The following is a 24,457-nucleotide window of genomic DNA, read 5'->3' as shown; positions in this document are numbered from 1 at the left end:
TGGCGGCCCGGGTTGACTACTATCGGCGGCCATGACCAAACGCGCGGCAGCAGCCGCAGTCGTAGTGATGTTGCAGGCGCTGGTCGGGTGCGGTCCTGCGCAGCAAGCCTCCAGGCCGCCGGCCACGTTGTCCAACGTCCCGCCCAATGAGGTCTCGGGCGTGGACATTCCCGCCGGCCGCATCGACGCAGCGGTGACAAAGGTCGACGGCTTGGTAGCCGAGCTGATGAAAAACACCGGCATACCGGGCATGGCCGTAGCCATCGTGCATGGCGGAAAGACGGTGTACGCCAAGGGTTTCGGCGTCAGGGACGCAAGCAAGGGCGGTGGCCCGGACAACAAGGTGGACGCCGACACCGTCTTCCAGCTGGCGTCGATCTCGAAATCGGTGGGCGCGACGGTGCTGGCGCATGAGGTCAGTGCCAATGTGGTCGGCTGGGATACGCCGGTGGCGTCGAAGCTGACGTGGTTTTCGCTCAGCGATCCCTACGTCACCAGTCATGTGACGATCGCCGACCTGTATTCGCACCGCTCCGGGCTGCCCGATCACGCCGGCGACGCGTTGGAGGATCTAGGTTACGACCGCCAGCAGGTGCTCGAGCGGCTCAAGTACCTGCCGCTGGCTCCTTTTCGAATCAGCTACGCATACACCAACTTCGGGGTGACCGCCGCCGCCGAGGCCGCCGCGGCGGCGGCCGGCAAATCCTGGGAGGACTTATCCGACGAGGTGCTCTACCGCCCGCTGGGGATGGCGTCCACGAGTTCGAAGTTCGCCGATTTCGTGGCCCGGCCCAACCATGCGGTCAACCACGTCAAGGTCGGAGACAACTGGGAGCCACGTTTCCAACGCGATCCCGATGCCCAGACGCCGGCGGGCGGCGTGAGTTCGTCGATCAACGACATGGCGCGCTGGCTAACCATGGTCATGGCCAACGGCGCATACAACGGCCAGCGGATAACCTCGCCGGAGGCCCTGCTGCCCGCAATCACCCCCCAGGTCATCTCGGTGGCCGCTGGCTCGCCGGGGGCCAGGGCAGGAACGTACGGTCATGGGTTCAACGTGTCCGTGACCTCCTCGGGTCGCACGCAGTACAGCCATTCCGGCGGCTTCGCGATGGGCGCCGCAACGAACTTCGCAGTGCTGCCGTCTGAAGACATCGGCATCATCGCCCTGACCAATGCCGCTCCGTATGGCGTGCCGGAGACGTTGACCGCCGAGTTCATGGATCTGGTGCAATACGGCCAAGTGCGAGAGAACTGGGCGAGCTTGTACCGCCAGCAAATTGCCCCGCTGAACAATCCGGAGGGTTCGCTGGTGGGCAAGCAGCCCCCGCCCGGCCCGACACCGGCCCGGCCGCTACGCGACTACGTCGGCGTGTATGCCAACGACTACTGGGGTCCGGCCACCGTGGCCGAACGCGACGGTCAACTGCAACTGTCGCTGGGCCCGAAGAACCAGACCTTCACTTTGACCCATTGGGACGGTGACACCTTCGCGTTCGCGTTGTCGACCGAAAATGCCCCACCCGGAACGATTTCCAAGGCGAGCTTCTCCGGGTTCCCCACCGCGACGCTGAACCTGGAGTACTACGACTCCGACAAACTGGGAACGTTCACCCGATGACGAGCGCCGGCGGCTTGACCGATGCCGAAGTGGCACAACGGATAGCCGAAGGCAAGACCAACGACGTTTCGGCACGCGTCACGCGCAGCATCGCCGACATCGTCAGGGCCAACGTATTCACCCGGATCAACGCGATACTGGGTGTGCTGTTGCTCATCGTGCTGGCCACCGGCTCGGTGATCAACGGGCTGTTCGGCCTGCTCATAGTCGCCAACAGCGTCATCGGCATGGTCCAGGAAATCCGGGCCAAGCAGACACTGGATAAGTTGGCGATCGTCGGACAGGCAAAACCATTGGTGCGCAGGCAATCCGGAACACGCAAGCTATCGCCGAACGAGGTGGTGCTCGACGACATCATCGAGATCGGCCCCGGGGATCAAATAGTGGTCGACGGCGAGGTCGTCGACGAGGAGAACCTCGAGATCGACGAATCATTGCTGACGGGTGAGGCCGATCCGATCGCCAAAGACGCCGGCGATGCGGTGATGTCGGGAAGCTTCGTCGTCGCCGGCACCGGCGCCTACCGCGCCACCAAGGTGGGCCACGAAGCATATGCCGCCAAACTGGCCGCCGAGGCCAGCAAGTTCACCTTGGTGAAATCCGAACTGCGCAACGGCATTAACAAGATTCTTCAGTTCATCACCTACCTGCTGATACCCGCGGGGCTGCTGACCATCTACACCCAACTGTTCACCACGCACGCGGGATGGCGGGAGTCGGTGCTGCGGATGGTGGGTGCGTTGGTGCCGATGGTCCCCGAAGGGTTGGTGTTGATGACCTCGATCGCGTTCGCGGTCGGCGTTGTCCGACTCGGACAACGCCGATGCCTGGTGCAGGAATTGCCCGCCATCGAGGGATTGGCCCGAGTCGACGTGGTCTGTGCCGACAAGACCGGAACCCTGACTGAAAGCGGTATGCGCGTCTCGGATGTCGAGGAACTTGAAGCGGCCTTCGAAGCGACCGACGTAACCGTTGCCGACGTGTTGGCATCGTTGGCGGCCGCCGACACCCGCCCCAACGCCAGCATGCAGGCAATCGCCGAGGCATACCACTCGCCACCCGGCTGGATCGCCACCGCGACAGCGCCTTTCAAGTCCGCGACCAAATGGAGCGGCGTGTCATACCGCGAGCGTGGTAACTGGGTGATCGGAGCACCCGACGTGCTGCTCGATCCGGCGTCGGCGGCCGCCGAACGGGGAGAGCGGATTGGGGCCCAAGGGCTGCGGGTGCTGTTGTTGGGCGCCGCCGACGTGGCCGTGGACCATCCCGACGCACCGGGCCGGGTCAGCCCGGTCGCGCTGGTGGTGCTGGAGCAAAAGGTGCGACCTGACGCCGCTGAAACACTGGAATACTTTGGTGCCCAAGATGTGTCGGTCAAGGTGATCTCCGGCGACAACGCGGTGTCGGTCGGTGCGGTCGCTGAGAAGCTCGGGCTGCACGGCCAGACCATGGACGCGCGTCGACTCCCTACCGAGCTGGCCGAACTCGCTGAGACGCTGGATTCCCACACCACCTTTGGCAGGGTGCGGCCCGATCAGAAGCGCGCCATGGTCCATGCCCTGCAATCGCATGGGCACACCGTGGCGATGACCGGCGACGGCGTCAACGACGTGCTGGCCCTCAAGGACGCAGACATCGGGGTGGCGATGGGCGCGGGCAGTCCGGCGTCGCGGGCTGTGGCGCAAATCGTATTGCTGGACAACAGGTTTGCGACGCTGCCCCACGTGGTGGGGGAGGGCCGGCGAGTGATAGGAAATATCGAGCGGGTCGCGAATCTGTTTCTGACCAAGACGGTGTACTCGGTGCTATTGGCGGTGCTCGTCGGTATTGAATGCTTGTTTGCCAAGCCGTTGGGCGTCGATCCGCTGTTGTTTCCGTTTCAGCCGATACACGTCACCATCGCGGCCTGGTTCACCATCGGGATCCCGGCGTTCATTCTGTCCTTGGCGCCCAATAACGAGCGGGCGTATCCGGGCTTCGTGCGGCGGGTGCTGACGGCCGCGCTGCCGTCCGGGCTTATCGTCGGCGTCGCGACCTTTGCCTCTTACCTGGCGGCTTATCACGGCCGCGAGGCAACGTGGGTGGAGCAGGACCAGGCATCGACGGCCGCGCTGATCACGTTGCTGATGACGGCGCTCTGGGTGCTGGCGGTGGCGGCGCGGCCTTATCAGTGGTGGCGACTGGCGCTAGTGATTACCTCGGGGTTGGCCTACGTTGTGATCTTCAGTCTCCCGCTGGCGCGGGAGAAGTTTCTGCTCGACCCGTCCAATGTGGGGGCGACGTCAGTCGCGTTAGTGATCGGCGTGGTGGGGGTGGCGACGATCGAGGCGATGTGGTGGATCCGCGCCAGGATGCTTGGCGTGAAACCGCGAGTGTGGCAGTAGGAGACAGCACCGATAGTGAAGCTAACAAAGTAAATTCTATTCGAAAGTCGCGGTCAGCGACCTGTATAAAAACTTTACAAAGCAAGGCAACAAATCGGGGTATGACCAGTGGTCATTTTTTTGATAAAGTGCCCAAGTTCCTACCACGACCGCCGTATGCTGATGCGTTATCAGCCACTGGGCGACAACCGGGCGAATCCCGGGGACCGTCGGGTTGTCGTGGGCTGTGATTGGCAGGCGGGCGGCTTTATCAAGGCAGCCTGAGAGAGGCTGCGGCGATGAATTTTTCGGTATCGCCACCCGAGATAAATTCGGCACGCATATTCGGCGGCGCCGGCGCAGGTTCGCTGCTCGCGGCGGCCCAGGCCTGGGAAGAACTAGCCGCAGAATTGGGGACGGCGGCGACCGCGTTCTCCGCCGTCACCGCTGAACTGGCCGGTTCGTCGTGGCAGGGCCCGGCGTCGATGGCGATGGGCGACGTGGCCGGACTGTATTTGGCGTGGTTGACCGCCACGGGTACACAGGCCGAACAGGCGGCCGGTCAGGCTCGATTGATGGTCACCGCATTCGAGAACACCTTGGCCGCGACGGTGCATCCGATCGCCGTCTTGACCAACCGATCGCAGCTGATGTCGCTGGTGACCACCAACTTGCTGGGATTTAATGCTCCGGCCATCGCGGCCGTCGAGGCCGAATATGAGCTGATGTGGGCACAGGACGTGGCCGCGATGTTTGGCTATCGTGCGGGGGCTTCGGCGATTGCTGCGGCATTGACGCCATTCACCCAGCTGGTGCAGAGCCCGCCCGCAGCCGGCGCGGTTATTGCAGCATCCGCCCAGGCGGCGATGTACGAGGCCGCGGGCCGCGCCAGCATCTTCAATGCGGGGTTGGCGAATCTGGGCGCGGGGAATGTGGGCTTCGCCAACATTGGTGTCGGGAGTGCGGGTGCGGGGAATGTGGGGGTGGGTAATGTTGGGTTTGGGAATTTGGGTGATTTCAATTTCGGTTCGGGGAGTGTGGGTAGTTATAACCTGGGTTCGGGGAATTTGGGTGGGTATAACTTTGGGTGGGGGAATCTGGGCTCGTACAATGTTGGGTTCGGTAATGCCGGTGATTATAACTTCGGGTTGGGTAATAGCGGGGTGGGTAATGTCGGGTTGGGTAATACGGGTAGCAACAATGTGGGGATCGGGTTGACCGGTAGTGGTCAGGTGGGGTTTGGGGGCTGGAATTCGGGGTCGGGCAATGTGGGGTTGTTCAACTCGGGGTCGGGCAATGTGGGGTTGTTCAACTCCGGGAGCGGGAACTGGGGTGTGGGGAATTCGGGGAGCTTGGGTACGGGGTTGTTCAACTCGGGTCGGCTCAACACGGGGTTGTTCAATGCCGGGTTGTTGAACACCGGGTGGGCCAATGCGGGTGATTACAACACGGGTGGTTTCAATGTCGGGGTGTTGAATACGGGGTCGCTTAACCCGGGGGACACCAATACCGGCTGGTTTAACACCGGGGATCTCAACACCGGGTGGGCCAATACCGGGGATCTCAATACCGGTGGGTTCAACCAGGGTAGTCAGAACAACGGCTTCTTCTGGCGTGGGGACAACCAGGGACAGTTCGCCTCGGAGTACACCCTGACCATCCCCAGGATCGGACTCGACCTGGCCGTGGATATTCCGCTTAATATTCCAATAGCGGGATCTCTCGGTAGTTTTGATGCGAACGGTACCCCGTACATAAATGTGCCGTCTTTTACGATTCCGACCTTGCAGCTGAATGGGAGCAGGCTCAGCGGCACAATTGGTCCGATCGTGGTTGACACGATTCGGGTAACGGGTCCGCAGTTGGTGTTGTCGGTTGATGGTCCGTTGCATTTGGCGGTGTCGGGTCCGGGGGTGGGGCCGATTGTGGTGCCGGTGTGGGAGGTGTCGCCGGGGCCGGGGTTCGGGAATTCGGGTAGTGCGCCGTCGTCGGGGTTCTTCAATGGTGGTGGGGGTAGTGCGTCGGGGTTTGGGAATTCCGGTGGTGGTTCGGGGTGGGGGAATCTGGTGACCGGTGGTGTGGGGTATTCGGGGTGGGGCAATGTGGGGTCGTTGGGGTCGGGGTTGTTTAACTTGGGTGATCAGGTGTCGGGGTGGTTTAACTCGGTGACCGGTATGGGCTCGGGTGTGGGTATGGCTGGTGATCAGGTGGCTGGGGTGGGTGCGTTGAGTGTGGGGTGGGCTAATCAGGGTGTGGGGAATGTGGGCAGTGGGAATGTGGGTGGTGGGAATGTGGGTGGTGGGAATGTGGGTGATGGGAATGTGGGGGTGGGCAATGTTGGTGATCATAATCAGGGTGGTGGGAATGTGGGTGTGGGGAATGTGGGTGGTGGGAATGTTGGGGATGGTAATCGGGGGTGGGGGAATAGTGGGAGTTTCAATACGGGGTGGGGTAATAGTGGGGTGAGGAATTTCGGGTTTGGTAATCAGGGGAACAATAATTTCGGGATCGGGTTGACGGGGGATAATCAGGTTGGGTTCGGGGGTTGGAACACGGGGACCGGTAATGTGGGGTTGTTCAACTCGGGTAGCGGTAATATCGGGTTCTTCAACTCGGGGACGGGGAATTTCGGGATCGGGAATTCGGGCAGTTTCAATACCGGGGTCGGTAATAGTGGGTCGGCGAATACGGGGTTGTTGAATGCTGGTGGGTTTAACACCGGCTGGGGTAATGCGGGTAGTTATAATTCGGGGGGCTTCAATGCCGGGATGTTCAATACGGGTTCGTTTAACCCGGGGAACACCAACACGGGCAGCTTTAACACCGGGGACCTCAACACCGGGTGGGCCAATAGCGGGGATCTGAATACCGGGGCGTTTGTGTCCGGGGACGGCAACAACGGGTTCTTCTGGCGCGGGGACGGTCAGGGGTTGATGGAAGCCGACTACACCTTGACCATCCCGGCGATCCCGGTCACCCTGGGCGCCAGCGGTGTGCTCAAACTCCCCATCACCGGCAACATCACCGGGCTAAGCGTCGAACCCTTCACCATCCACGGCGGCGGCGGCGCGGGAGTTCCCATAGACCTCGATGTCACAATCAACGGCTTCGAGTCCGATGCGCTGAGCATCAGAGTCCACATACCTGTCATCGACACCAACGTGAACGTCCCGATACCGCGGGTCCCACTCGTGTTGGGTCTAACCATCGATAATGAACTGAGCGTCATCACCACCCCGCGAATCACCTTCAACGTCATCGAGTTCCACGATTTTGTGGTGGGTGGTGATACGACGTCGTTGGTGGCCAATGTGGGTGGCACGGTGGGTGGGATTACGGTTCCGGTGTTTCATATGTCTGCGGAGCCGGGGTTCGGGAACACCACGGATGCTCCGTCGTCGGGTTTCTTTAATTCCGGTGACGGCAGCGCGTCGGGGTTCGGCAATGTCGGTGATCGGTTGTCGGGGTTCTGGAACAACGCTTCGCAGGCTTCGGGGTATAAGAATGTGGGCAGCCTGTTGTCGGGGCTGACCAACATGGGTGATTCGTTGTCGGGGATCGCCAATACCAACGTGTTGGGTTTGGCGAGCTCGGGTGTGGGTAATTCCGGTGAGAACCTGTCGGGGGTCTTCTTCAACGGCGGGTTGGCGAATTTGGGTCTGGGTAATTTCGGGTTGGCCGATGTTGGTGTGGGTAATGTGGGTGTGGGGAATGTGGGGGTGGGTAATGTTGGGTTTGGGAATTTGGGTGATTTCAATTTCGGTTCGGGGAGTGTGGGTAGTTATAACCTGGGTTCGGGGAATTTGGGTGGGTATAACTTTGGGTGGGGGAATCTGGGTTCGTACAATGTTGGGTTCGGTAATGCCGGGGATTATAACTTCGGGTTGGGTAATAGCGGGGTGGGTAATGTCGGGTTGGGTAATACGGGTAGCAACAATGTGGGGATCGGGTTGACCGGTAGTGGTCAGGTGGGGTTTGGGGGCTGGAATTCGGGGTCGGGCAATGTGGGGTTGTTCAACTCGGGGTCGGGCAATGTGGGGTTGTTCAACTCGGGCAGCGGGAACTGGGGTGTGGGGAATTCGGGGAGCTTGGGTACGGGGTTGTTCAACTCGGGTCGGCTCAACACGGGGTTGTTCAATGCCGGGTTGTTGAACACCGGGTGGGCCAATGCGGGTGATTACAATACGGGTGGTTTCAATGTCGGGGTGTTGAATACGGGGTCGTTTAACCCGGGGGACACCAATACCGGCTGGTTTAACACCGGGGATCTCAACACCGGGTGGGCCAATACCGGGGATCTCAATACCGGTGGGTTCAACCAGGGTAGTCAGAACAACGGCTTCTTCTGGCGCGGGGACAACCAGGGACAGTTCGCCTCGGAGTACACCCTGACCATCCCCAGGATCGGACTCGACCTGGCCATCGACATCCCCCTGCACATCCCCGTATCCGGCACGCTCGGCAATATCAGCACCCAGCCATTCACGATTCCGGTGATCCACCTGAATGGGGACAATCTGAACGGCACGATCGGACCGATCGTGTTCGACGCCATCGTGATCAACGGTCCAACGGTGAACCTGTCGGTTGATGGTCCGTTGCATTTGGCGGTGTCGGGTCCGGGGGTGGGGCCGATTGTGGTGCCGGTGTGGGAGGTGTCGCCGGGGCCGGGGTTCGGGAATTCGGGTAATGCGCCGTCGTCGGGGTTCTTCAATGGTGGTGGGGGTAGTGCGTCGGGGTTTGGGAATTCCGGTGGTGGTTCGGGGTGGGGGAATCTGGTGACCGGTGGTGTGGGGTATTCGGGGTGGGGCAATGTGGGGTCGTTGGGGTCGGGGTTGTTTAACTTGGGTGATCAGGTGTCGGGGTGGTTTAACTCGGTGACCGGTATGGGCTCGGGTGTGGGTATGGCTGGTGATCAGGTGGCTGGGGTGGGTGCGTTGAGTGTGGGGTGGGCTAATCAGGGTGTGGGGAATGTGGGCAGTGGGAATGTGGGTGGTGGGAATGTGGGTGATGGGAATGTGGGTGATGGGAATGTGGGGGTGGGCAATGTTGGTGATCATAATCAGGGTGGTGGGAATGTGGGTGTGGGGAATGTGGGTGGTGGGAATGTTGGGGATGGTAATCGGGGGTGGGGGAATAGTGGGAGTTTCAATACGGGGTGGGGTAATAGTGGGGTGGGGAATTTCGGGTTTGGTAATCAGGGGAACAATAATTTCGGGATCGGGTTGACGGGGGATAATCAGGTTGGGTTCGGGGGTTGGAACACGGGGACCGGTAATGTGGGGTTGTTCAACTCGGGTAGCGGTAATATCGGGTTCTTCAACTCGGGGACGGGGAATTTCGGGATCGGGAATTCGGGCAGTTTCAATACCGGGGTCGGTAATAGTGGGTCGGCGAATACGGGGTTGTTGAATGCTGGTGGGTTTAACACCGGGTGGGGTAATGCGGGTAGTTATAATTCGGGGGGTTTCAATGCTGGGATGTTCAATACGGGTTCGTTTAACCCGGGGAACACCAACACGGGCAGCTTTAACACCGGGGACCTCAACACCGGGTGGGCCAATAGCGGGGATCTGAATACCGGGGCGTTTGTGTCCGGGGACGGCAACAACGGGTTCTTCTGGCGCGGGGACGGTCAGGGGTTGATGGAAGCCGACTACACCTTGACCATCCCGGCGATCCCGCTCACCCTGGGCGCCAGCGGTGTGCTCAAACTCCCCATCACCGGCAACATCACCGGGCTAAGCGTCGAACCCTTCACCATCCACGGCGGCGGCGGCGCCGCAATCCCATTAGACGCCAGGTTCACCCTCCTCGGACACACCAGCGGCACCAGCGTCCACGTCGGCATCCCCGACACCGACTTGGGCTTCACCGTCCATGTCCCCGAACTGCCAATTTCTATCCTGGTAGACGTCGAGGACTCAATAAGCCCGATCACCACCCCGCGGATCAGGATCAACACCATAGACTTCCACGATTTTGTGGTGGGTGGTGACACGACGTCGTTGGTGGCCGATGTGGGTGGCACGGTGGGTGGGATCACGGTTCCGGTGTTTCATATGTCTGCGGAGCCGGGGTTCGGGAACACCACGGATGCTCCGTCGTCGGGTTTCTTTAATTCCGGTGACGGCAGCGCGTCGGGGTTTGGCAATGTCGGTGATCGGTTGTCGGGGTTCTGGAACAACGCTTCGCAAGCGTCGGGGTTTAAGAATGTGGGCAGCCTGCTGTCGGGGCTGACCAACATGGGTGATTCGTTGTCGGGGATCGCCAATACCAGCGTGTTGGGTTTGGCGAGCTCGGGTGTGGGTAATTCCGGTGAGAACCTGTCGGGGGTCTTCTTCAATGGCGGGTTGGCGAATTTGGGTGTGGGTAATTTCGGGTTGGCCGATGTTGGTGTGGGGAATGTGGGTGTGGGGAATGTGGGGGTCGGTAATGTTGGGTTCGGGAATTTGGGTGATTTCAATTTCGGTTCGGGGAGTGTGGGTAGTTATAACCTGGGTTCGGGGAATTTGGGTGGGTATAACCTTGGGTGGGGGAATCTGGGTTCGTACAACATTGGGTTCGGTAATGCCGGTGACTATAACTTCGGGCTGGGCAATAGCGGGCTGGGTAATATTGGGTTGGCCAATACGGGTAGCAACAATATTGGGATCGGGTTGACCGGTAGTGGTCAGGTGGGGTTCGGGGGCTGGAATTCGGGGTCGGGCAATGTGGGGTTGTTCAACTCGGGGTCGGGCAATGTGGGGTTGTTCAACTCCGGGAGCGGTAACTGGGGGGTGGGGAACTCGGGCAGTCTGGATACGGGGTTGTTCAATTCGGGCCGGCTCAGCACGGGGGTGTTCAACTCCGGGGTGCTCAACACCGGCTGGGCTAATGCGGGCGGTTACAACACGGGCGGTTTCAACGCTGGCGCCTCGAATACCGGGTCGTTTAACCCTGGGGATGTCAACACCGGCTGGTTTAACACCGGGGATCTCAACACCGGGTGGGCCAACACCGGGGATCTCAATACCGGCGGGTTCAACCAGGGCAGCCAGAACAACGGCTTCTTTTGGCGCGGCGACAACCAGGGACAGTTCGCCTCCGAGTACACCCTGACCATCCCCAGGATCGGGCTCGACCTGGCCGTCGACACCCCCCTGCACATCCCCGTATCCGGTGCCCTCGGCAATATCGTGGTGGACTCATTTACCATTCCGACGGTACATCTATCCAGCAATGGTGGCGGGAATAGCCTGACCGGGACCGTCGGCCCCTTCGTTGTCGATCCCATAACGATTACCGGCCCGCAGTTGACGTTGTCGGTTGATGGTCCGTTGCATTTGGCGGTGTCGGGTCCGGGGGTGGGGCCGATTGTGGTGCCGGTGTGGGAGGTGTCGCCGGGGCCGGGGTTCGGGAATTCGGGTAGTGCGCCGTCGTCGGGGTTTTTCAATGGTGGTGGGGGTAGTGGGTCGGGGTTTGGGAATTCTGGTGGTGGTTCGGGGTGGGGCAATGTCGCGACGGGTGGTGTGGGGTATTCGGGGTGGGGGAATGTGGGGTCGTTGGGGTCGGGGTTGTTCAACCTGGGTGATCAGGTGTCGGGGTGGTTTAACTCGGTGACCGGTATGGGGTCGGGTGTGGGTATGGCTGGTGATCAGGTGGCTGGGGTGGGTGCGTTGAGTGCGGGGCTGGGCAACCAGGGTGCGGGGAATGTGGGCAGTGGGAATGTGGGTGGTGGGAATGTGGGTGATGGGAATGTGGGTGATGGGAATGTGGGCAGCGGCAATGTTGGTGATCACAACCAGGGCAGCGGCAATGTCGGCAGCGGCAATGTGGGTGGTGGGAATGTTGGGGATGGTAACCGGGGGTGGGGGAATAGTGGGAGTTTCAACACGGGGTGGGGTAATAGTGGGGTGGGGAATTTCGGGTTTGGTAATCAGGGGAACAACAATATTGGGATCGGGCTGACGGGGGAGAATCAGGTCGGGTTCGGGGGTTGGAATACGGGGAGCGGTAATGTGGGGTTGTTCAACTCGGGTAGCGGTAATATCGGGTTCTTCAACTCGGGGACGGGGAATTTCGGGATCGCGAACTCGGGCAGTTTCAATACCGGGATCGGTAATAGTGGGTCGGCGAATACGGGGTTGTTGAATGCTGGTGGGTTTAACACCGGGTGGGGTAATGCGGGTAGTTATAATTCGGGGGGCTTCAATGCCGGGATGTTCAATACGGGTTCGTTTAACCCGGGGAACACCAACACGGGCAGTTTTAACACCGGGGACCTCAATACCGGGTGGGCCAATAGCGGGGATCTGAATACCGGGGCGTTTGTGTCCGGGGACGGCAACAACGGGTTTTTCTGGCGCGGGGACGGTCAGGGGCTGATGGAGGCCGACTACACCTTGACCATCCCGGCGATCCCGGTCACCCTGGGCGCCAGCGGCGTGCTCAAACTGCCCATCACCGGCAACATCACCGGCCTGAGCGTCGAACCCTTCACCATCCACGGCGGCGGCGGCGCCGCGATCCCGGTCAACCTCGACCTCGTCGTCGACGGGGAGTCCGGAGGAATCGGGATCCCGATCTCGCTACCTGGCGATATACATTTCACCGTGCACATCGACGGCCTGCCGATCACAATTACGGTCCCCCTCGATTCTTCGCTCGAGCCAATCCAGGTCCCGCGAATCACCATCTCCGAGATCCCGCTCAACCTCACGCTGGGCAGCGACTCGACAATGCTCAATGTGGGCATCGCCGGCAACATCGGCGGCATCACCGTGCCGGTCTTCCACCTCGACGCGGCCCCGGGCTACGGGAACACCACGGATGCTCCGTCGTCGGGCTTCTTCAACTCCGGTGACGGCAACGCATCCGGGTTCGGCAATGTCGGCGACACCATCTCAGGACTCTGGAACGTCGGCTCCCAGGTATCGGGCTTTGAAAACTACGGCGGCGAGCTCCTTTCCGGCCTGACCAACCTGGGCCACACCATGTCGGGTATCAGCAACACCAACGCCCTCGGCCTGGCGGTAGCCGGCATCGTCTCGGGCGTCAACAACATCGGCAGCCGACTCTCGGGTCTCTTCCTCAACGGCACAGTGCCCTACTAGCGGTCGCTTGCGTCGGGAACCCCGCCGGCAAGTAGGGTTTCACCAGCAAAGTACGGTTCCCCGGGGACGGCTGGGGAACCTCGGGGAAGGAACAGTGCGCATGGGAATCCTGGACAAAGCAAAGAACCTGCTGTCGCAAAACGCGGACAAGGTCGAGACGGTGATCACCAAAGCGGGCGAATTCGTCGACGAGAAGACACAGGGCAAATACTCCGACACCATCCACAAGGTGCAGGAGCAGGCCAAGAAGGTAGTCGCACCGGGCGACCAGCAGAGCTGAGCACATGGCGAAACTCTCTGGATCCATCGACGTGCCGCTGCCGCCGGAGGAGGCCTGGACGGCCGCCTCGGATTTGTCCCGCTTCAAGGAGTGGCTGACGATCCACAAGGTCTGGCGCTCCAAGTTGCCCGAAGTCCTGGACAAGGGCACGGTTATCGAGTCGTACGTCGAGGTCAAGGGCATGCCCAACCGGATCAAATGGACGATTGTGCGGTACAAACCGCCGGAAGGTATGACGCTCAACGGCGACGGAGTCGGCGGCGTCAAGGTCAAGTTGATCGCCAAGGTCGCACCGAAAGACGACGGCTCGGTCGTCAGCTTCGACGTGCACCTCGGTGGGCCCGCGCTGTTCGGACCCATCGGCATGGTGGTGGCCGCCGCGTTGAGAACCGATATCCGGGAATCGCTACAGAAGTTCGTCACGGTATTCGCGCCGGCCTGACCCGCGAAAAGTCAAGCCCGATGAGTTTCGGGCGTAAGGGCAGTCGATATCTGGGAACCCCGATGCGGGCCGACAACACAAGGAGGTCATCGTGCCCACCCGTGACAGCGCGCCGCTGGGCGCGCCCTGCTGGATCGATTTGACGACATCGGACGTCGACCGTGCCCAAGACTTCTATGGCACGGTGTTCGGCTGGACGTTCGAGTCCGCGGGGCCCGATTACGGCGGATACATCAATGCCGCCAGGGACGGCCGTCCAGTCGCCGGCATGATGGCCAACAACCCGGAGTGGCAAACTCCGGACACCTGGGCCACGTACTTTCACACCGCCGATATCAATGCAACCATGTCGGCGGTGATCACGGCGGGTGGCTCCGGGTGCCTGGATCCGATGGAGGTACCTGCGAAGGGCTTCATGGCGCAGGCAACCGACCCGTCGAACGCGTTCTTCGGGTTGTGGCAGCCACTGGAGCACCGCGGCTTCGAGGTGATCGGTGAGGCCGGCGCGCCCGTCTGGCACCAACTGACGACACACGACTACCGCGCCGCCATCGACTTTTACCGCAAGGTCTTCGGATGGCAGACCGAGCAGATTTCTGACACCGACGAATTCCGTTACACCACAGCGTCGTTCGACGGCGAGCAATTACTCGGCGTGATGGACGGCGCCGGGTTCCTGCCTCAGGATGTGCCGTCGCAGTGGAGCGTTTTCTTCGGCGCCGAGGATGTTGACAAGACGCTGCAGCTGATCGCCGACAACGGTGGCGGGGTGCTGCGCGGCGCTGAAGACACTCCCTACGGGCGCCTTGCCGCAGCCAACGACCCGACGGGCGTCATCTTCAACCTGTCCTCGCTGCAGAGCTGAGCCGAGCAACGCCAGCGTGACGCTCGGTCGCGCGGGCCGGGTCGGCTAGTACTGCAGCCGTAGATAGGGATTGCTGATGCTGGCGTGTCTGCGCTGGTAGGCGCGGTGACCGCGGCATTGTTCGGAGTTTGTGACAACTTCTCAATATGCCGCGGTCGCCGCGGCTCATAGCGTAGACCCTGATCGGTGGCAGTCGGAGTTCTCGGCGGTGCTGGATCGGATCGCGCCGCGTTTCGCCCGGTACGAACCGTTGCGCCGTGCCGGTGAACTCATGGCCGGGATGGTCTCGGGCTTGGACCGCAAGAATTGCTGGACGATCGCCGAGCACCGCGGTGATACCACCCCCGATGGGTTGCAGCATCTGTTGGCACGGGCCAGCTGGGACGCCGACGATGTCCGCGACGATCTGCGCGATTACGTCGTCGATGCGTTCGGTGACCCGGGTGCGATCTTGGTGGTCGACGAGACCGGTGACGTCAAGAAGGGCGTGCACAGCGTCGGGGTGCAGCGCCAGTACAGCGGTACCGCGGGCCGCGTCGAGAACTCCCAGGTGGCGGTGTATCTGACGTATGCGGCCCCGCGTGGGCACGCGCTGATCGACCGGGCTCTGTACCTTCCGCGCAGCTGGGCCGACGACCATGAACGCTGCGCCGATGCCGGAATCCCCGCCAACAAGCGGGGTTTCGCGACCAAACCAACGCTGGCGGCAACACTGATCGAGCGCGCGGTGGCCGCCCGAGTACCCGCGGGGTGGGTGGCCGGCGACGAAGTCTATGGAGCCGACCCACGACTGCGCGCAGCCATTCGAGGCCACCGACTGGGCTACGTGATGGCGGTTGCGGCCAACCGGCGCGTGCCCACCCATGCCGGCCCGATCCGCGTCGATGCGCTGCCCGCGCTGATCCCGGCACATGCCTGGCAGAAACACTCCGCCGGCGCCGGCGCGCACGGGCCACGGCTGTACTCCTGGGCATGGTTTCGGTTGCTGGCCGAAGACGACACCGACACCGGGTACCATCATTTGCTGATCCGCCGCAACGATGCCACCGGCGAGCATGCCTACCTGCGCTGCTACAGCCCCCGACCCGTTCCGCTGCGCACCCTGGTCACCATCGCCGGTCAGCGCTGGCGCATCGAGGAATCGTTCCAAGCCGCCAAAGGACTGGTCGGACTGGATCAGCACCAGGTGCGGCGCTGGCGCTCCTGGCACCGCTGGACCACCCTGGCCATGCTCGCCCATGCCTTCCTGGCCGTAGCCACAGCGATCGAACGCGATACCGCACCCACCCCCGAGGGCCTGATCGCCTTGACCGTCAACGAGTTTCGACGCCTCTTCGACGCACTGCTGCTCGTCACCCACCGCACCCTAACAAGCCTGCTGGCCTGGTCACGATGGCGAAGACGACACCAATACCGAGCCCGACAATCCCACTACCGACGCCGCGAACACCAATGATCTCGATCTACGGCTGCAGTACTAGTCTCGCAATCATGACTCGCCGGCTGCGCCCTGGTTGGCTGGTAGCACTTTTCGCCGTGGTCGTGTCGGTCAGCGCCTGGCTGCCGTGGCTGACGACGCAGGTCAACGGTGGCGGCTGGGCCAACGCCATCGGGGGCACGCACGGCAGCCTGGAACTTCCGCGGGGGTTCGGGGCGGGCCAGCTCATCGTCTTGCTGTCGTCGGCGCTCCTGGTGGCGGGGGCGATGGTGGGCCGAGGCCTTTCGGTGCGGGTCGCTTCGGTTGCCGCGCTGCTCATTTCGCTGCTCATCGTGGCGCTCACGCTGTGGTACTACAAGCTCAATGTCAATCCGCCGGTAGCCGCGGAATACGGACTTTACATCGGGGCAGCCAGCGCGCTGTGCGCGGCGGTATGTGCGCTGTGGGCGGTGGCCGCCGCGGCGTTCCGCGGCCGGTCGCGGTACTGACGGCTTCAGGCCGACGGGAACTCATGCTTGCCCGAGGCGGAGCTGTCTGAGGGCTCGTTGACTCCATACACGAAGGGAGCGAACACGACCTCGCGGCCATCCGGGTCGCGATAGGTCACCGCGCCCGTCGCCTCCCAGTACGGGTGCTGCTCGACAGGCTGCAGGCCCGCGTCCCGAAGGCGTGCGGTTGCCGTTTGTTGCGCCTGCTTGTCCGGGAAATATAGGCACAACTGATCGTGGTGATCGACCGTGACAGGCTGGACCGCCTCGACGATCTCGAAGGTCAACTCCGAGCTGGGCAGCCCGAATATCGCACCGTTGCTGCCGTAGCTTTCCCCGAACGCCTCATACAGCGGCAGCCCCACGAGCTCATGGTAAAACCGCACGGTCTCTCCGAAATTTGACGAGCGGCGGGCAAAGCGGATGGAGCCGATCGGCGCCAGCTCGGTGGGCCAGTGCGTTGTCCGCCGCGGCTTGTCCTTCATAGCCCGACCGCGCTCGCCGCCGACTCGGCATGATGCCAGCGCCGCAACTCCGTGCCGCGCACCCATGTCGAATGGGTGCCGCTGGAAATGCGTTCCGGCAGCACAAGTTTGCATACCGGACCATCGCCGACGCGGGCCGCGTCGAAGACCAGGCAATAGGAGGCGTCGGCATTCATATCGGTGATGAGGGTGACCAGATAGCCGTCGTCTTCACCGGTACCGCCCACCTGCGGAGCCATCGCGGTTTCGCTGCCATACACACCGTCGCCAAACGAGTAACGCTCCTCGCCTCCTGTCAGCAAATCGTGCTTTACCAGTCCGTCGAACAAGAACCACCCGGGCTTGCCGGTCGCGGCATAGGTGTAGCGGTACCGAGAGGCCGCATAGTCGGCGTTGATTGTGCCGAATTCGGTGATGGACTGCGACAGCTGCTCTTCCTTGACGGCACCGGTGACCAGGTTGAGCCGCCAGCGGTGCAGGCGGGTTTGCAGCCGGTCCAGCGCCAGGAAACGAAACAGCTTGTCCCACTTGGTTCCGCCAGTGTCCAAGGGCTGCGGCGCGCCCTCGAAGAAACCGTCGAGCACGATCTCGTCGCCGTCTTCGTAGGCGTTGGTGAAGTGCAGCACGAACGTCGGATCCGCCTCGAACCATCGGATGTCGCCGGTAGCGCCGCGGCGCGGAACCACCGCGAAGCGCGACGGCATATCCGGGTAGAAACGCGGCAGGTGCACGTTGTGCTCGAGCAGCCTGGGGTCCCAGAACAACGGGAAATCGTTGAGAATGGCGTAGTTTTCGGTGAACGCCATATCGTGCGGGAGCCGCGGCCCGGGCAGCGGGATATCGACGTAGTGCTCCAGCTCGTTGTTTTCGTCGACGACGCCGTAGCGCAGGTACGGGTCCTGCTTGCTGTAGTTGAAGAACAACAGTTCGCCGGTCTTGTTGTCGACCTTGGGATGTGCGGATACGCCCCACTCAAACGGAAATCCGCCGTTCCAGGTTTCCTTTCCCAACGTATTGGCGGAGTACGGGTCGACCCGGTATAGATCGCCGCACTGGTAGAAGCTGGTCAGCGCGATACCCCGGTGGACGATGACGTCGGTGCTCGACGCGTCCTTCATCAAGGTCCGAGCGCCCCAACCTTTTTCGCGCTTGGCGAATTGCACCGGTTCGGCCAGTCCCGGCCACAGCGGCCCACCCGCCTCGTTCTCGGCCACGAAGCCTTCGGTTCGGATAAAGCGGTTGCGGTAAAACGCTTTTCCGTCGCGGAAGCCGACGACGTGCAGCATGCCGTCGCCGTCGAACGGGTGGTAGGTCTTAAACGCCGGGTGCAGCGGGTTCTCGGTGTTACGCAGATAGATGCCGTCCAGGTCGGCCGGGACTTCGCCCGCCACGGCGGTCAGGTCGTCGGCGTCCCACTCGGTTGTCTGCGGTCGCCACGGACCGGTCCGGTAGGGGTGGTCATCGTCTTCGGGCAGGGTCGATAGGAACTTTCCGACGAGCTCCACATCCATAGTCACGCCCCTTCGGTAGTGCTGACAACGAAACTGACCGTGGTGGCGGTGCTGCCCCCGAAATTCAGCGTGGCGAAGGTGTTGGCGCCCTCGACTTGATAATCGCCGGCGCCACCGCTGACCTGCTTGGCCGCGTCCAACAACATCCGCACACCGGAGGCCCCGACCGGGTGTCCGCCGCCGATCAAGCCTCCGCTGGGGTTGATCGGCAGGCGCCCGCCGATCTCGATCTCACCGTTTTCGATGGCCTTCCACGATTCGCCCGGACCGGTCAGCCCGATGTGGTCGATGGCCAGGTACTCGCTGGGCGTGAAGCAGTCGTGCACCTCGAAACCGTCGACATCGTCGAGGGTCACCTGGGCGCGCCATAACGCGTCCAAAACCGCGCCCCGCACATGCGGCAGAACATAAGGATCGTCAGCCGCGCGATCCAGCTTCTGCCGCAGACCCAGTCCGACGGTGCGATGCCCCCAGCCGTCAATGCGGCCGATCGGGCGTGCATCGGGGTGTGCACGCAGGTAGGCATCGTTCACCAGGACCAATCCCGCGCCGCCGTCGGTCATTTGGCTGCAGTCGAACCGGCGCAGCCGGCCCTCGGTAATGGGGTTGGTCGCGTCGTCGTCGGTGATCGGGTCGGGGACCGTCCAGCCGCGGGTCTGTGCGTTGGGGTTGCGGCGCGCGTTGGCGAGGTTGAGCTGCGCGATCGCCCGCAAATGTGCGTCGTCGAGGCCGTAACGGCGGTCGTACTCGTCGGCGACCTGCGCGAACATCGATGGCCACAGGTAACGCGCGTCGGCACCCTCGTGTCCGGTCCACGCTGCCGCGCCAAGATGTTGGGCCGCGATGTCGCCGGGCACCGTTTTCTCCAGCTCAATGCCCACCACCAGCGCGGTGTCGTAGGCGCCAGACCTCAAGTCGGCCACAGCCGCCAGCGTCGCGACGCTGCCAGAGGCGCACGCGGCTTCGTGCCGTGAGGCCGGGGTATCCCAGAGGGCGCCGCACACCGTGGCCGGCATCGCCCCCAGATGGCCTTGGTTGGCAAACATCTCACCGAACGCATTCCCGACGTGCACCACACCCGTAGCCGCTAGGTCGGCGGCATCCACCCGCGCCGCGGTCAGCGTCTCGCGGACGACCTCCGCGGTGAGGTCGGCAAAGTCGCGGCCTTCCCGAGTGAGGTTGCGAGCGAAATCGCTTTGATAACCGCCCAGAATCCATACGCCCGTGGTGCCATCCATACGCGGCACGCTACTCCAGCTGGTCCCCAAATATGGCGGCCCCGTCGGCTCTCGGGCTGAACCGACGGGGCCTCGGTGGACACGTAGGCCGGCCAACGCGTCCACCTCTTTCCGTGCATTACCACCGGCGGCCGATGACAAACATCTCGATGACGATGCCCCGTATGTTCCTCGTCCGTGGTCCGATGAAACGCAGAGTGCTGCTGGGCTTTTCGGTGTGCCAGTACGCTAACGCGCCGGGCCACCGGCCGGTGGCGGCTTCTGGATGACGACGACCGTGGGCTTGCGGTTTGGCTGATTCTCGTCGGCGGAGGCGGTGTCGCCGGTTGCGCGGGTGCTAGCACCGCCGAGGCCGCGCCCGGCCAAACTCGCCAGCGCCATACCGCTCAATAGGCCGGCCGGAGCGCCACTCATGTCGGTCGGGACGGCATTAAAGCCGCTGCTCGGCAGCGACTCGACCGCCAGCTTGATCTCCGGTGCGGCCATGGTCCAGCTGTGCGGCACCGACAACGCCCCGACTAACGACGCCTCGCCTAAACCTGCGGCGGCCGGAGCGCCGCCCCAACCGGCGCTCGCCGCGGACGTCAACGTAACGGGCTCCACATCGGCGATGGTTTCCTCGGTTGGTTCCAGCCCGCCAGCATCCGCGCCGCCAGTTCCTCCGTGAGGTCCGTTGTAGGCGAATATCCAGGGCCTGGTGGTGTTCACTGCCGAAAGGGCCAGGCTCGCGGTCGCGACGGCGGCGATGAACATAGCCACCACGTCCAAGTCCCCTATCGGAGTGGGGATGATGACGGGCGCGGCCGGCTGGACTGCGGCCGCCGACGGGATCCCTGCAGAAGGCGCGGGCGACGCGAGCGCTTGCAGCGCTTGCGGGGCGATCGAAGATAGCTGATGCAACGCCGCTTGCGTTGCCGCATCGGTGCCGCCAGTGGCGTCCGCTTGGGCCGGCGCACCCGTGGAGTTGGCTGTTTGCGACGGCTGGGTAAACGGCGTCAGCGTCGACGCGGCCTCGGATGCCCCCGCGTAGCCGTACATGGCGGCGGCGTCCTGCGCCCACATCTCGGCGTAGTCCGCCTGGATGGCCTCGATCGCAGGGCTGTTCTGGCCCAGGATGTTTGTGGCGACCAGGGACATTAGCTGGCTGCGGTTGGCCGCGATCAGTGGCGGCGGCACTGTCATCGCAAACGCCGTCTCAAACGCCGCCGCTGCCGTCCTGGCCTGCGCGGCCGTCTGTTCTGCCTGCGCCGCAGCGGTACGCAGCCACGAGGCGTAGGGTGCGGCCGCGGCGGCCATCGACGCTGATGCCGGACCAAGCCACGACTCTAGGCTTAGGCCCGAAATCACCGACCCATAGCCAACGGCCGCGGAATTCAATACCGCAGCCAACCCATCCCAGGCGGTGGCGGCGGCCAGCATCGAGCCCGACCCCGGGCCGGCATACATTCGGCCCGAGTTAACTTCCGGCGGCAACTGCCCGAAGTCCATTGCCAAACACCTTCCCTAACCGGCAGCGGTCGCATTGGCGGCCTCGGTGGCCTCATACGAACCGGCACCGGCGGCCAGCGTGGTCACGAACATGTGGTGATTCGCCTCCGATCCTCCTGACTCCGCGCGTCGGTATTGCCGCCGAAACACCGAAGTGCCTGTCCTATAAGGGAATTAGACATGCAGATGTCGTAAGTACCCGTGCCGGAAGGCGCTCCCTAGCTGCAGGGTACTTCGTCGCTTGCTAAACGGGCCCGGAATTGGCTGCGATCCATATCAGTGGATTAGAAATCCGCCCTGTGTCTGTCCGCATTTCAGCGACCTCCGGTGCCCACTCGAATCAGTGAACTCACTAGCTCCTGGATCGCGGCGGATGGGCGCTGAACACCAAGGCCTCGGCGGCGGCCTCGTCGATCTCGGTATAGGTTTGCGCAATCTGGGTGAACGCCGAGCCGGTCCGCATGAGCTCCTGCTGGGCCGCCTGGTTTAGCGCCAGCAGCGCGGCGGCCTCTTCGTGGAACGCCATTGCTGCCTGCGCCGAGACCTCGTCGGCCCCGGCGGGGGCGAGTCCGATCATCGACATCGACGCCTTCGCGGCCTGCTCTAGCGCGTTGGTACCGATGTTGACGACTTGTTCGCCAATGTCGGCGACGACTGGTTGAAATGACATTGATTGCATTTGGGTACTCCTCGATGGCGTAGCGCCGAGGTTTTCTGCTTGGCGGTGAAAGCGGCGGAATGGCCATTGGTGAATGGCTTCGGCTGGCACCAATTCAACGGCGCTGTGGTGCGGGTGTCGTGCTTGTGGGCGATAGTGGGACTAAGCGGCGATTTCCTGGTTTTGCGCATTGTGCTCACGGGTGTGGGGGTGGTTGGGTGGGTCACAGTTTTTGCGGGTGAGCCGATGCTGAGGGGGCTTAGAATTGATTGCATCGTGGTGCGCATCGGGCCGGTCGGTGCGCAAAATTCGGTAGGAGCAGCAGCTAGATGGATTCGATGTCCCACGACCCGGCCGCGGGCGACATTGGTTCGCAATTGGTCGACATTGGGAGCCAGGGTTTAAGTGCAATACCGTTCAGTTAAGGCGGAGAGTCGTGACGTCTGGTGGGCGTTGGGGTTGGGGCCAGTGAGCGTGAGTTGCGCGTTTGACGTGCCATTTGGACATTTTGCGTTTGATCACCCGTGGTGCGGATCGTCGGCGCCTGGCGGGGTTGAGTCGGTCGAGCAGGCGGCGCAGGAAGGCCCACCAGTGCTGATCGGCGGCTTGGGGGTCCTCAGGGGGGAAATGCGCCCTGTTGGGCGACGGATTGGCGGGTGATGCGCAGCGCGGCGGTGAAACTGACCCGGTCGGGGTCCTCGCCGGCGTGTTCGGCGGCCTGGGCCATCAGGGTACGAATGGCGTAGTGACAGCACAGATGTCCCCAAATCTCTTGTAGGACAAGATCAGGGGACTTCGAGCGCAGTACCACCTGGGGTCCGCGTTGATGGGTTTTGAGTTCGTCGAAGGTGTTTTCGATTTCCCAGCGCTGGGCGTAGGCGGCGGCCAACTCGACGGCGGGGGCCTGTTCGGGATCGGTCAGCGTGGTGAATAGCCGGTAGCTGGTGGAGTTTTCGCGTCCGTCGTCGATGGTGTAGTCGATGACTCGTGCCAGCATCGGCTCGCTGCGACGGTCAGCGCTGGACTGCAGATGCGCTAGCCACGAGCCGTCAGCAAGATCCTGCACATGCACCGGTTGTGGCGCGTAGGCGTCGGTGCGTACTCGCCACAACAGGTCGGCTCCGGTCGCAAGGGCTTTGCGCCACAAGGCATACGAGAAGAACCCGCGATCAGCCAGCAGCAGCATGTCCGGCGTGAGAGCATCCAGCAGCTTTTCGGCGAGTTTGGCCTCCGAGTCACGGTAACCACCGATCGTTGCGGCGAAGACCGCATGCGTGGCACACTCGGCCAGCCCCAGGATCCGGGCCTGCGGAAATGCGGCCTTCTCACCCCTGCCGCCGGCCCCCGGACGACTGAAGTACTCGTCGTTGGCTGGGGTGTCGGCCACATCCAGACAGCTGCCGTCGATGGCCACCAGCCGCCGCTCGGCCAGCCAAGCCCCTGGGGTTTGCGGTCCGGCTAACGGGCGGGCTACCCGGGAAAACAAGCTGGCCAACGGGGCCGATCCCAGCCGCTCACGAGCCTGAAAGATCGCCGACTTACCCGGCAGTCGATACTCTTCACGCCACCCCGACGCCCACGCCAAACCATCAGTGAGCTGGGCCAACACATCCTCATACGAGCCCTCTGAATACAGGCCCATCGCGATCGCGAAATACGCCATCACCCGCGCCGGCAACGACCGATGCCGCTGCTGAGTGCGACCGGCCTGCTCGATCACCTCATCCACCACCGTTGCGGGAAACACCCGCGTCAGCACCCCCACCGACACCAAATCTGACAACCGGCGATCCGACTCAGGCTTCCGCCAACCCGCACGAGGCATAGGTCATAAACTACACCCATGTAACCTTAACTGAACGGTATTGGGTTTAAGTGCTGGTTCGACGGCGGCGATGTCGGTGTTGAGCGGGTTGGTTCCGGCCGGTGCCGAAGAGGTGTCTGCGCAGGCGGTGCTGGCGTTTGCGCAGGAGGCCGCGTCGATGTTGGCGTCGAATACCGCGGCGCAAGAGGAGTTGATGCGCACCGGTACGGCGTTGACCGATATCGCGCGGATGTATGGCGATGCCGATGACAATGCCGCGGGGGCGGTGGCGTTTAGTGGGTCGGCGATTACCCGGTCTGCAGGGGCCGGGGGGTCGGGTGTTGGTCGTGGTGTGTTGGGGGCGGGGTCGTTGGCTGCCCAGGCCGAGGCGGTGGCGCGCACGCCGGTGGTCTCGCAGGTGGTGGAGGCGTCGTCGTCGCCGGTGGCGTCGGCGGCTGCCAATGCCGGTTCGTCGGCGATGGGTGGTGCGGCTCCGTTGGGCAGCGGGATGGGTGCGGGGGCCCCGGCGGGCGGTGCCGCTAAACCGGGGTTGGTCTCGGCTACCGAACCCGAGGAGGACGACCAACAGCGCCAAGACGGCAGCGAGCTACAACCGGGCGAACGCCTGACCTAACGGCTCAGTCGTGCGCGAGGGCCATCATGTCGGGGCCAGCCCGT

Annotated in this window: 16 protein-coding genes and 1 pseudogene; 10 read left to right on the top strand and 7 right to left on the bottom strand. The window is 62.9% G+C overall.

Annotated features, from left to right (window positions below):
* The first annotated feature begins 31 nt into the window (after nt 1–31).
* From AADZ78_RS22385 to AADZ78_RS22350, 8 genes are all read left to right on the top strand, one after another.
* On the top strand, nt 32–1,624 hold the full coding sequence (locus tag AADZ78_RS22385) for a serine hydrolase (protein ID WP_085249004.1): 1,593 nt from the start codon (nt 32–34) through the stop codon (nt 1,622–1,624).
* On the top strand, nt 1,621–4,008 hold the full coding sequence (locus AADZ78_RS22380; RefSeq protein ID WP_085249003.1) for a cation-translocating P-type ATPase: 2,388 nt from the start codon (nt 1,621–1,623) through the stop codon (nt 4,006–4,008). Before AADZ78_RS22385 ends, AADZ78_RS22380 begins: the two co-directional genes overlap by 4 nt.
* A 278-nt stretch (nt 4,009–4,286) precedes the next feature.
* Entirely contained in the window at nt 4,287–13,082 is an 8,796-nt protein-coding gene (locus AADZ78_RS22375) for a PPE family protein (protein ID WP_341343621.1), read from the top strand.
* 100 nt (nt 13,083–13,182) lie between these two features.
* Entirely contained in the window at nt 13,183–13,362 is a 180-nt protein-coding gene (locus tag AADZ78_RS22370) for an antitoxin (protein ID WP_085250997.1), read from the top strand.
* Between the two features lie 4 nt (nt 13,363–13,366).
* The gene (locus AADZ78_RS22365) at nt 13,367–13,804 is read left to right on the top strand and encodes a type II toxin-antitoxin system Rv0910 family toxin (protein WP_085250996.1); all 438 of its coding nucleotides are present in this window, start codon (nt 13,367–13,369) and stop codon (nt 13,802–13,804) included.
* Nucleotides 13,805–13,895: 91 nt separating this feature from the next.
* The gene (locus tag AADZ78_RS22360; RefSeq protein WP_085250995.1) at nt 13,896–14,669 is read left to right on the top strand and encodes a VOC family protein; all 774 of its coding nucleotides are present in this window, start codon (nt 13,896–13,898) and stop codon (nt 14,667–14,669) included.
* 211 nt (nt 14,670–14,880) lie between these two features.
* Nucleotides 14,881–16,125, top strand: coding sequence for an IS701 family transposase (locus AADZ78_RS22355; protein ID WP_085251499.1), 1,245 nt, complete (start codon nt 14,881–14,883; stop codon nt 16,123–16,125).
* A 35-nt stretch (nt 16,126–16,160) separates the two neighbouring features.
* On the top strand, nt 16,161–16,595 hold the full coding sequence (locus AADZ78_RS22350; protein WP_085252619.1) for a hypothetical protein: 435 nt from the start codon (nt 16,161–16,163) through the stop codon (nt 16,593–16,595).
* Between the two features lie 5 nt (nt 16,596–16,600).
* Here AADZ78_RS22350 and AADZ78_RS22345 read toward each other — a convergent pair whose 3' ends face one another.
* The 6 genes from AADZ78_RS22345 to AADZ78_RS22320 all read right to left on the bottom strand — a co-directional run bounded on the left by AADZ78_RS22345 (nt 16,601) and on the right by AADZ78_RS22320 (nt 21,987).
* Nucleotides 16,601–17,080, bottom strand: a complete 480-nt coding sequence (locus tag AADZ78_RS22345) for a VOC family protein (RefSeq protein ID WP_085252615.1) — start codon at nt 17,078–17,080, stop codon at nt 16,601–16,603.
* Nucleotides 17,077–18,591 (bottom strand): carotenoid oxygenase family protein, encoded by a 1,515-nt coding sequence (locus tag AADZ78_RS22340; protein ID WP_085252616.1) that lies wholly within the window; start codon nt 18,589–18,591, stop codon nt 17,077–17,079. Before AADZ78_RS22340 ends, AADZ78_RS22345 begins: the two co-directional genes overlap by 4 nt.
* 2 nt (nt 18,592–18,593) lie before the next feature.
* Nucleotides 18,594–19,829, bottom strand: coding sequence for an acetyl-CoA acetyltransferase (locus AADZ78_RS22335; protein ID WP_085252617.1), 1,236 nt, complete (start codon nt 19,827–19,829; stop codon nt 18,594–18,596).
* A gap of 228 nt (nt 19,830–20,057) precedes the next feature.
* On the bottom strand, nt 20,058–21,317 hold the full coding sequence (locus AADZ78_RS22330) for a PPE family protein (protein ID WP_085252618.1): 1,260 nt from the start codon (nt 21,315–21,317) through the stop codon (nt 20,058–20,060).
* A gap of 15 nt (nt 21,318–21,332) precedes the next feature.
* On the bottom strand, nt 21,333–21,467 hold the full coding sequence (locus AADZ78_RS22325) for a PE domain-containing protein (RefSeq protein WP_372510549.1): 135 nt from the start codon (nt 21,465–21,467) through the stop codon (nt 21,333–21,335).
* Nucleotides 21,468–21,669: 202 nt separating this feature from the next.
* On the bottom strand, nt 21,670–21,987 hold the full coding sequence (locus AADZ78_RS22320) for a PE domain-containing protein (protein WP_239655060.1): 318 nt from the start codon (nt 21,985–21,987) through the stop codon (nt 21,670–21,672).
* Between the two features lie 317 nt (nt 21,988–22,304).
* On the opposite strand from AADZ78_RS22320, the pseudogene AADZ78_RS22315 reads away from it, so the two are divergent.
* A pseudogene (locus AADZ78_RS22315) lies at nt 22,305–22,385 on the top strand (PE family protein); the annotation flags it as partial.
* 206 nt (nt 22,386–22,591) lie between these two features.
* On the opposite strand, the gene AADZ78_RS22310 reads toward AADZ78_RS22315, so the two are convergent.
* Complete coding sequence (locus tag AADZ78_RS22310; RefSeq protein ID WP_204080107.1) at nt 22,592–23,800, bottom strand: IS4 family transposase; 1,209 nt, start codon at nt 23,798–23,800, stop codon at nt 22,592–22,594.
* A gap of 70 nt (nt 23,801–23,870) precedes the next feature.
* Between AADZ78_RS22310 and AADZ78_RS22305 the strand changes: the two genes are divergently transcribed.
* The gene (locus AADZ78_RS22305; RefSeq protein ID WP_204903327.1) at nt 23,871–24,413 is read left to right on the top strand and encodes a PE domain-containing protein; all 543 of its coding nucleotides are present in this window, start codon (nt 23,871–23,873) and stop codon (nt 24,411–24,413) included.
* Nucleotides 24,414–24,457 lie beyond the last annotated feature (44 nt).

Source organism: Mycobacterium riyadhense, assembly GCF_963853645.1.
Classification (GTDB): Bacteria; Actinomycetota; Actinomycetes; order Mycobacteriales; family Mycobacteriaceae; genus Mycobacterium; species Mycobacterium riyadhense.
This window is presented reverse-complemented; position numbering and strand designations above follow the sequence as displayed.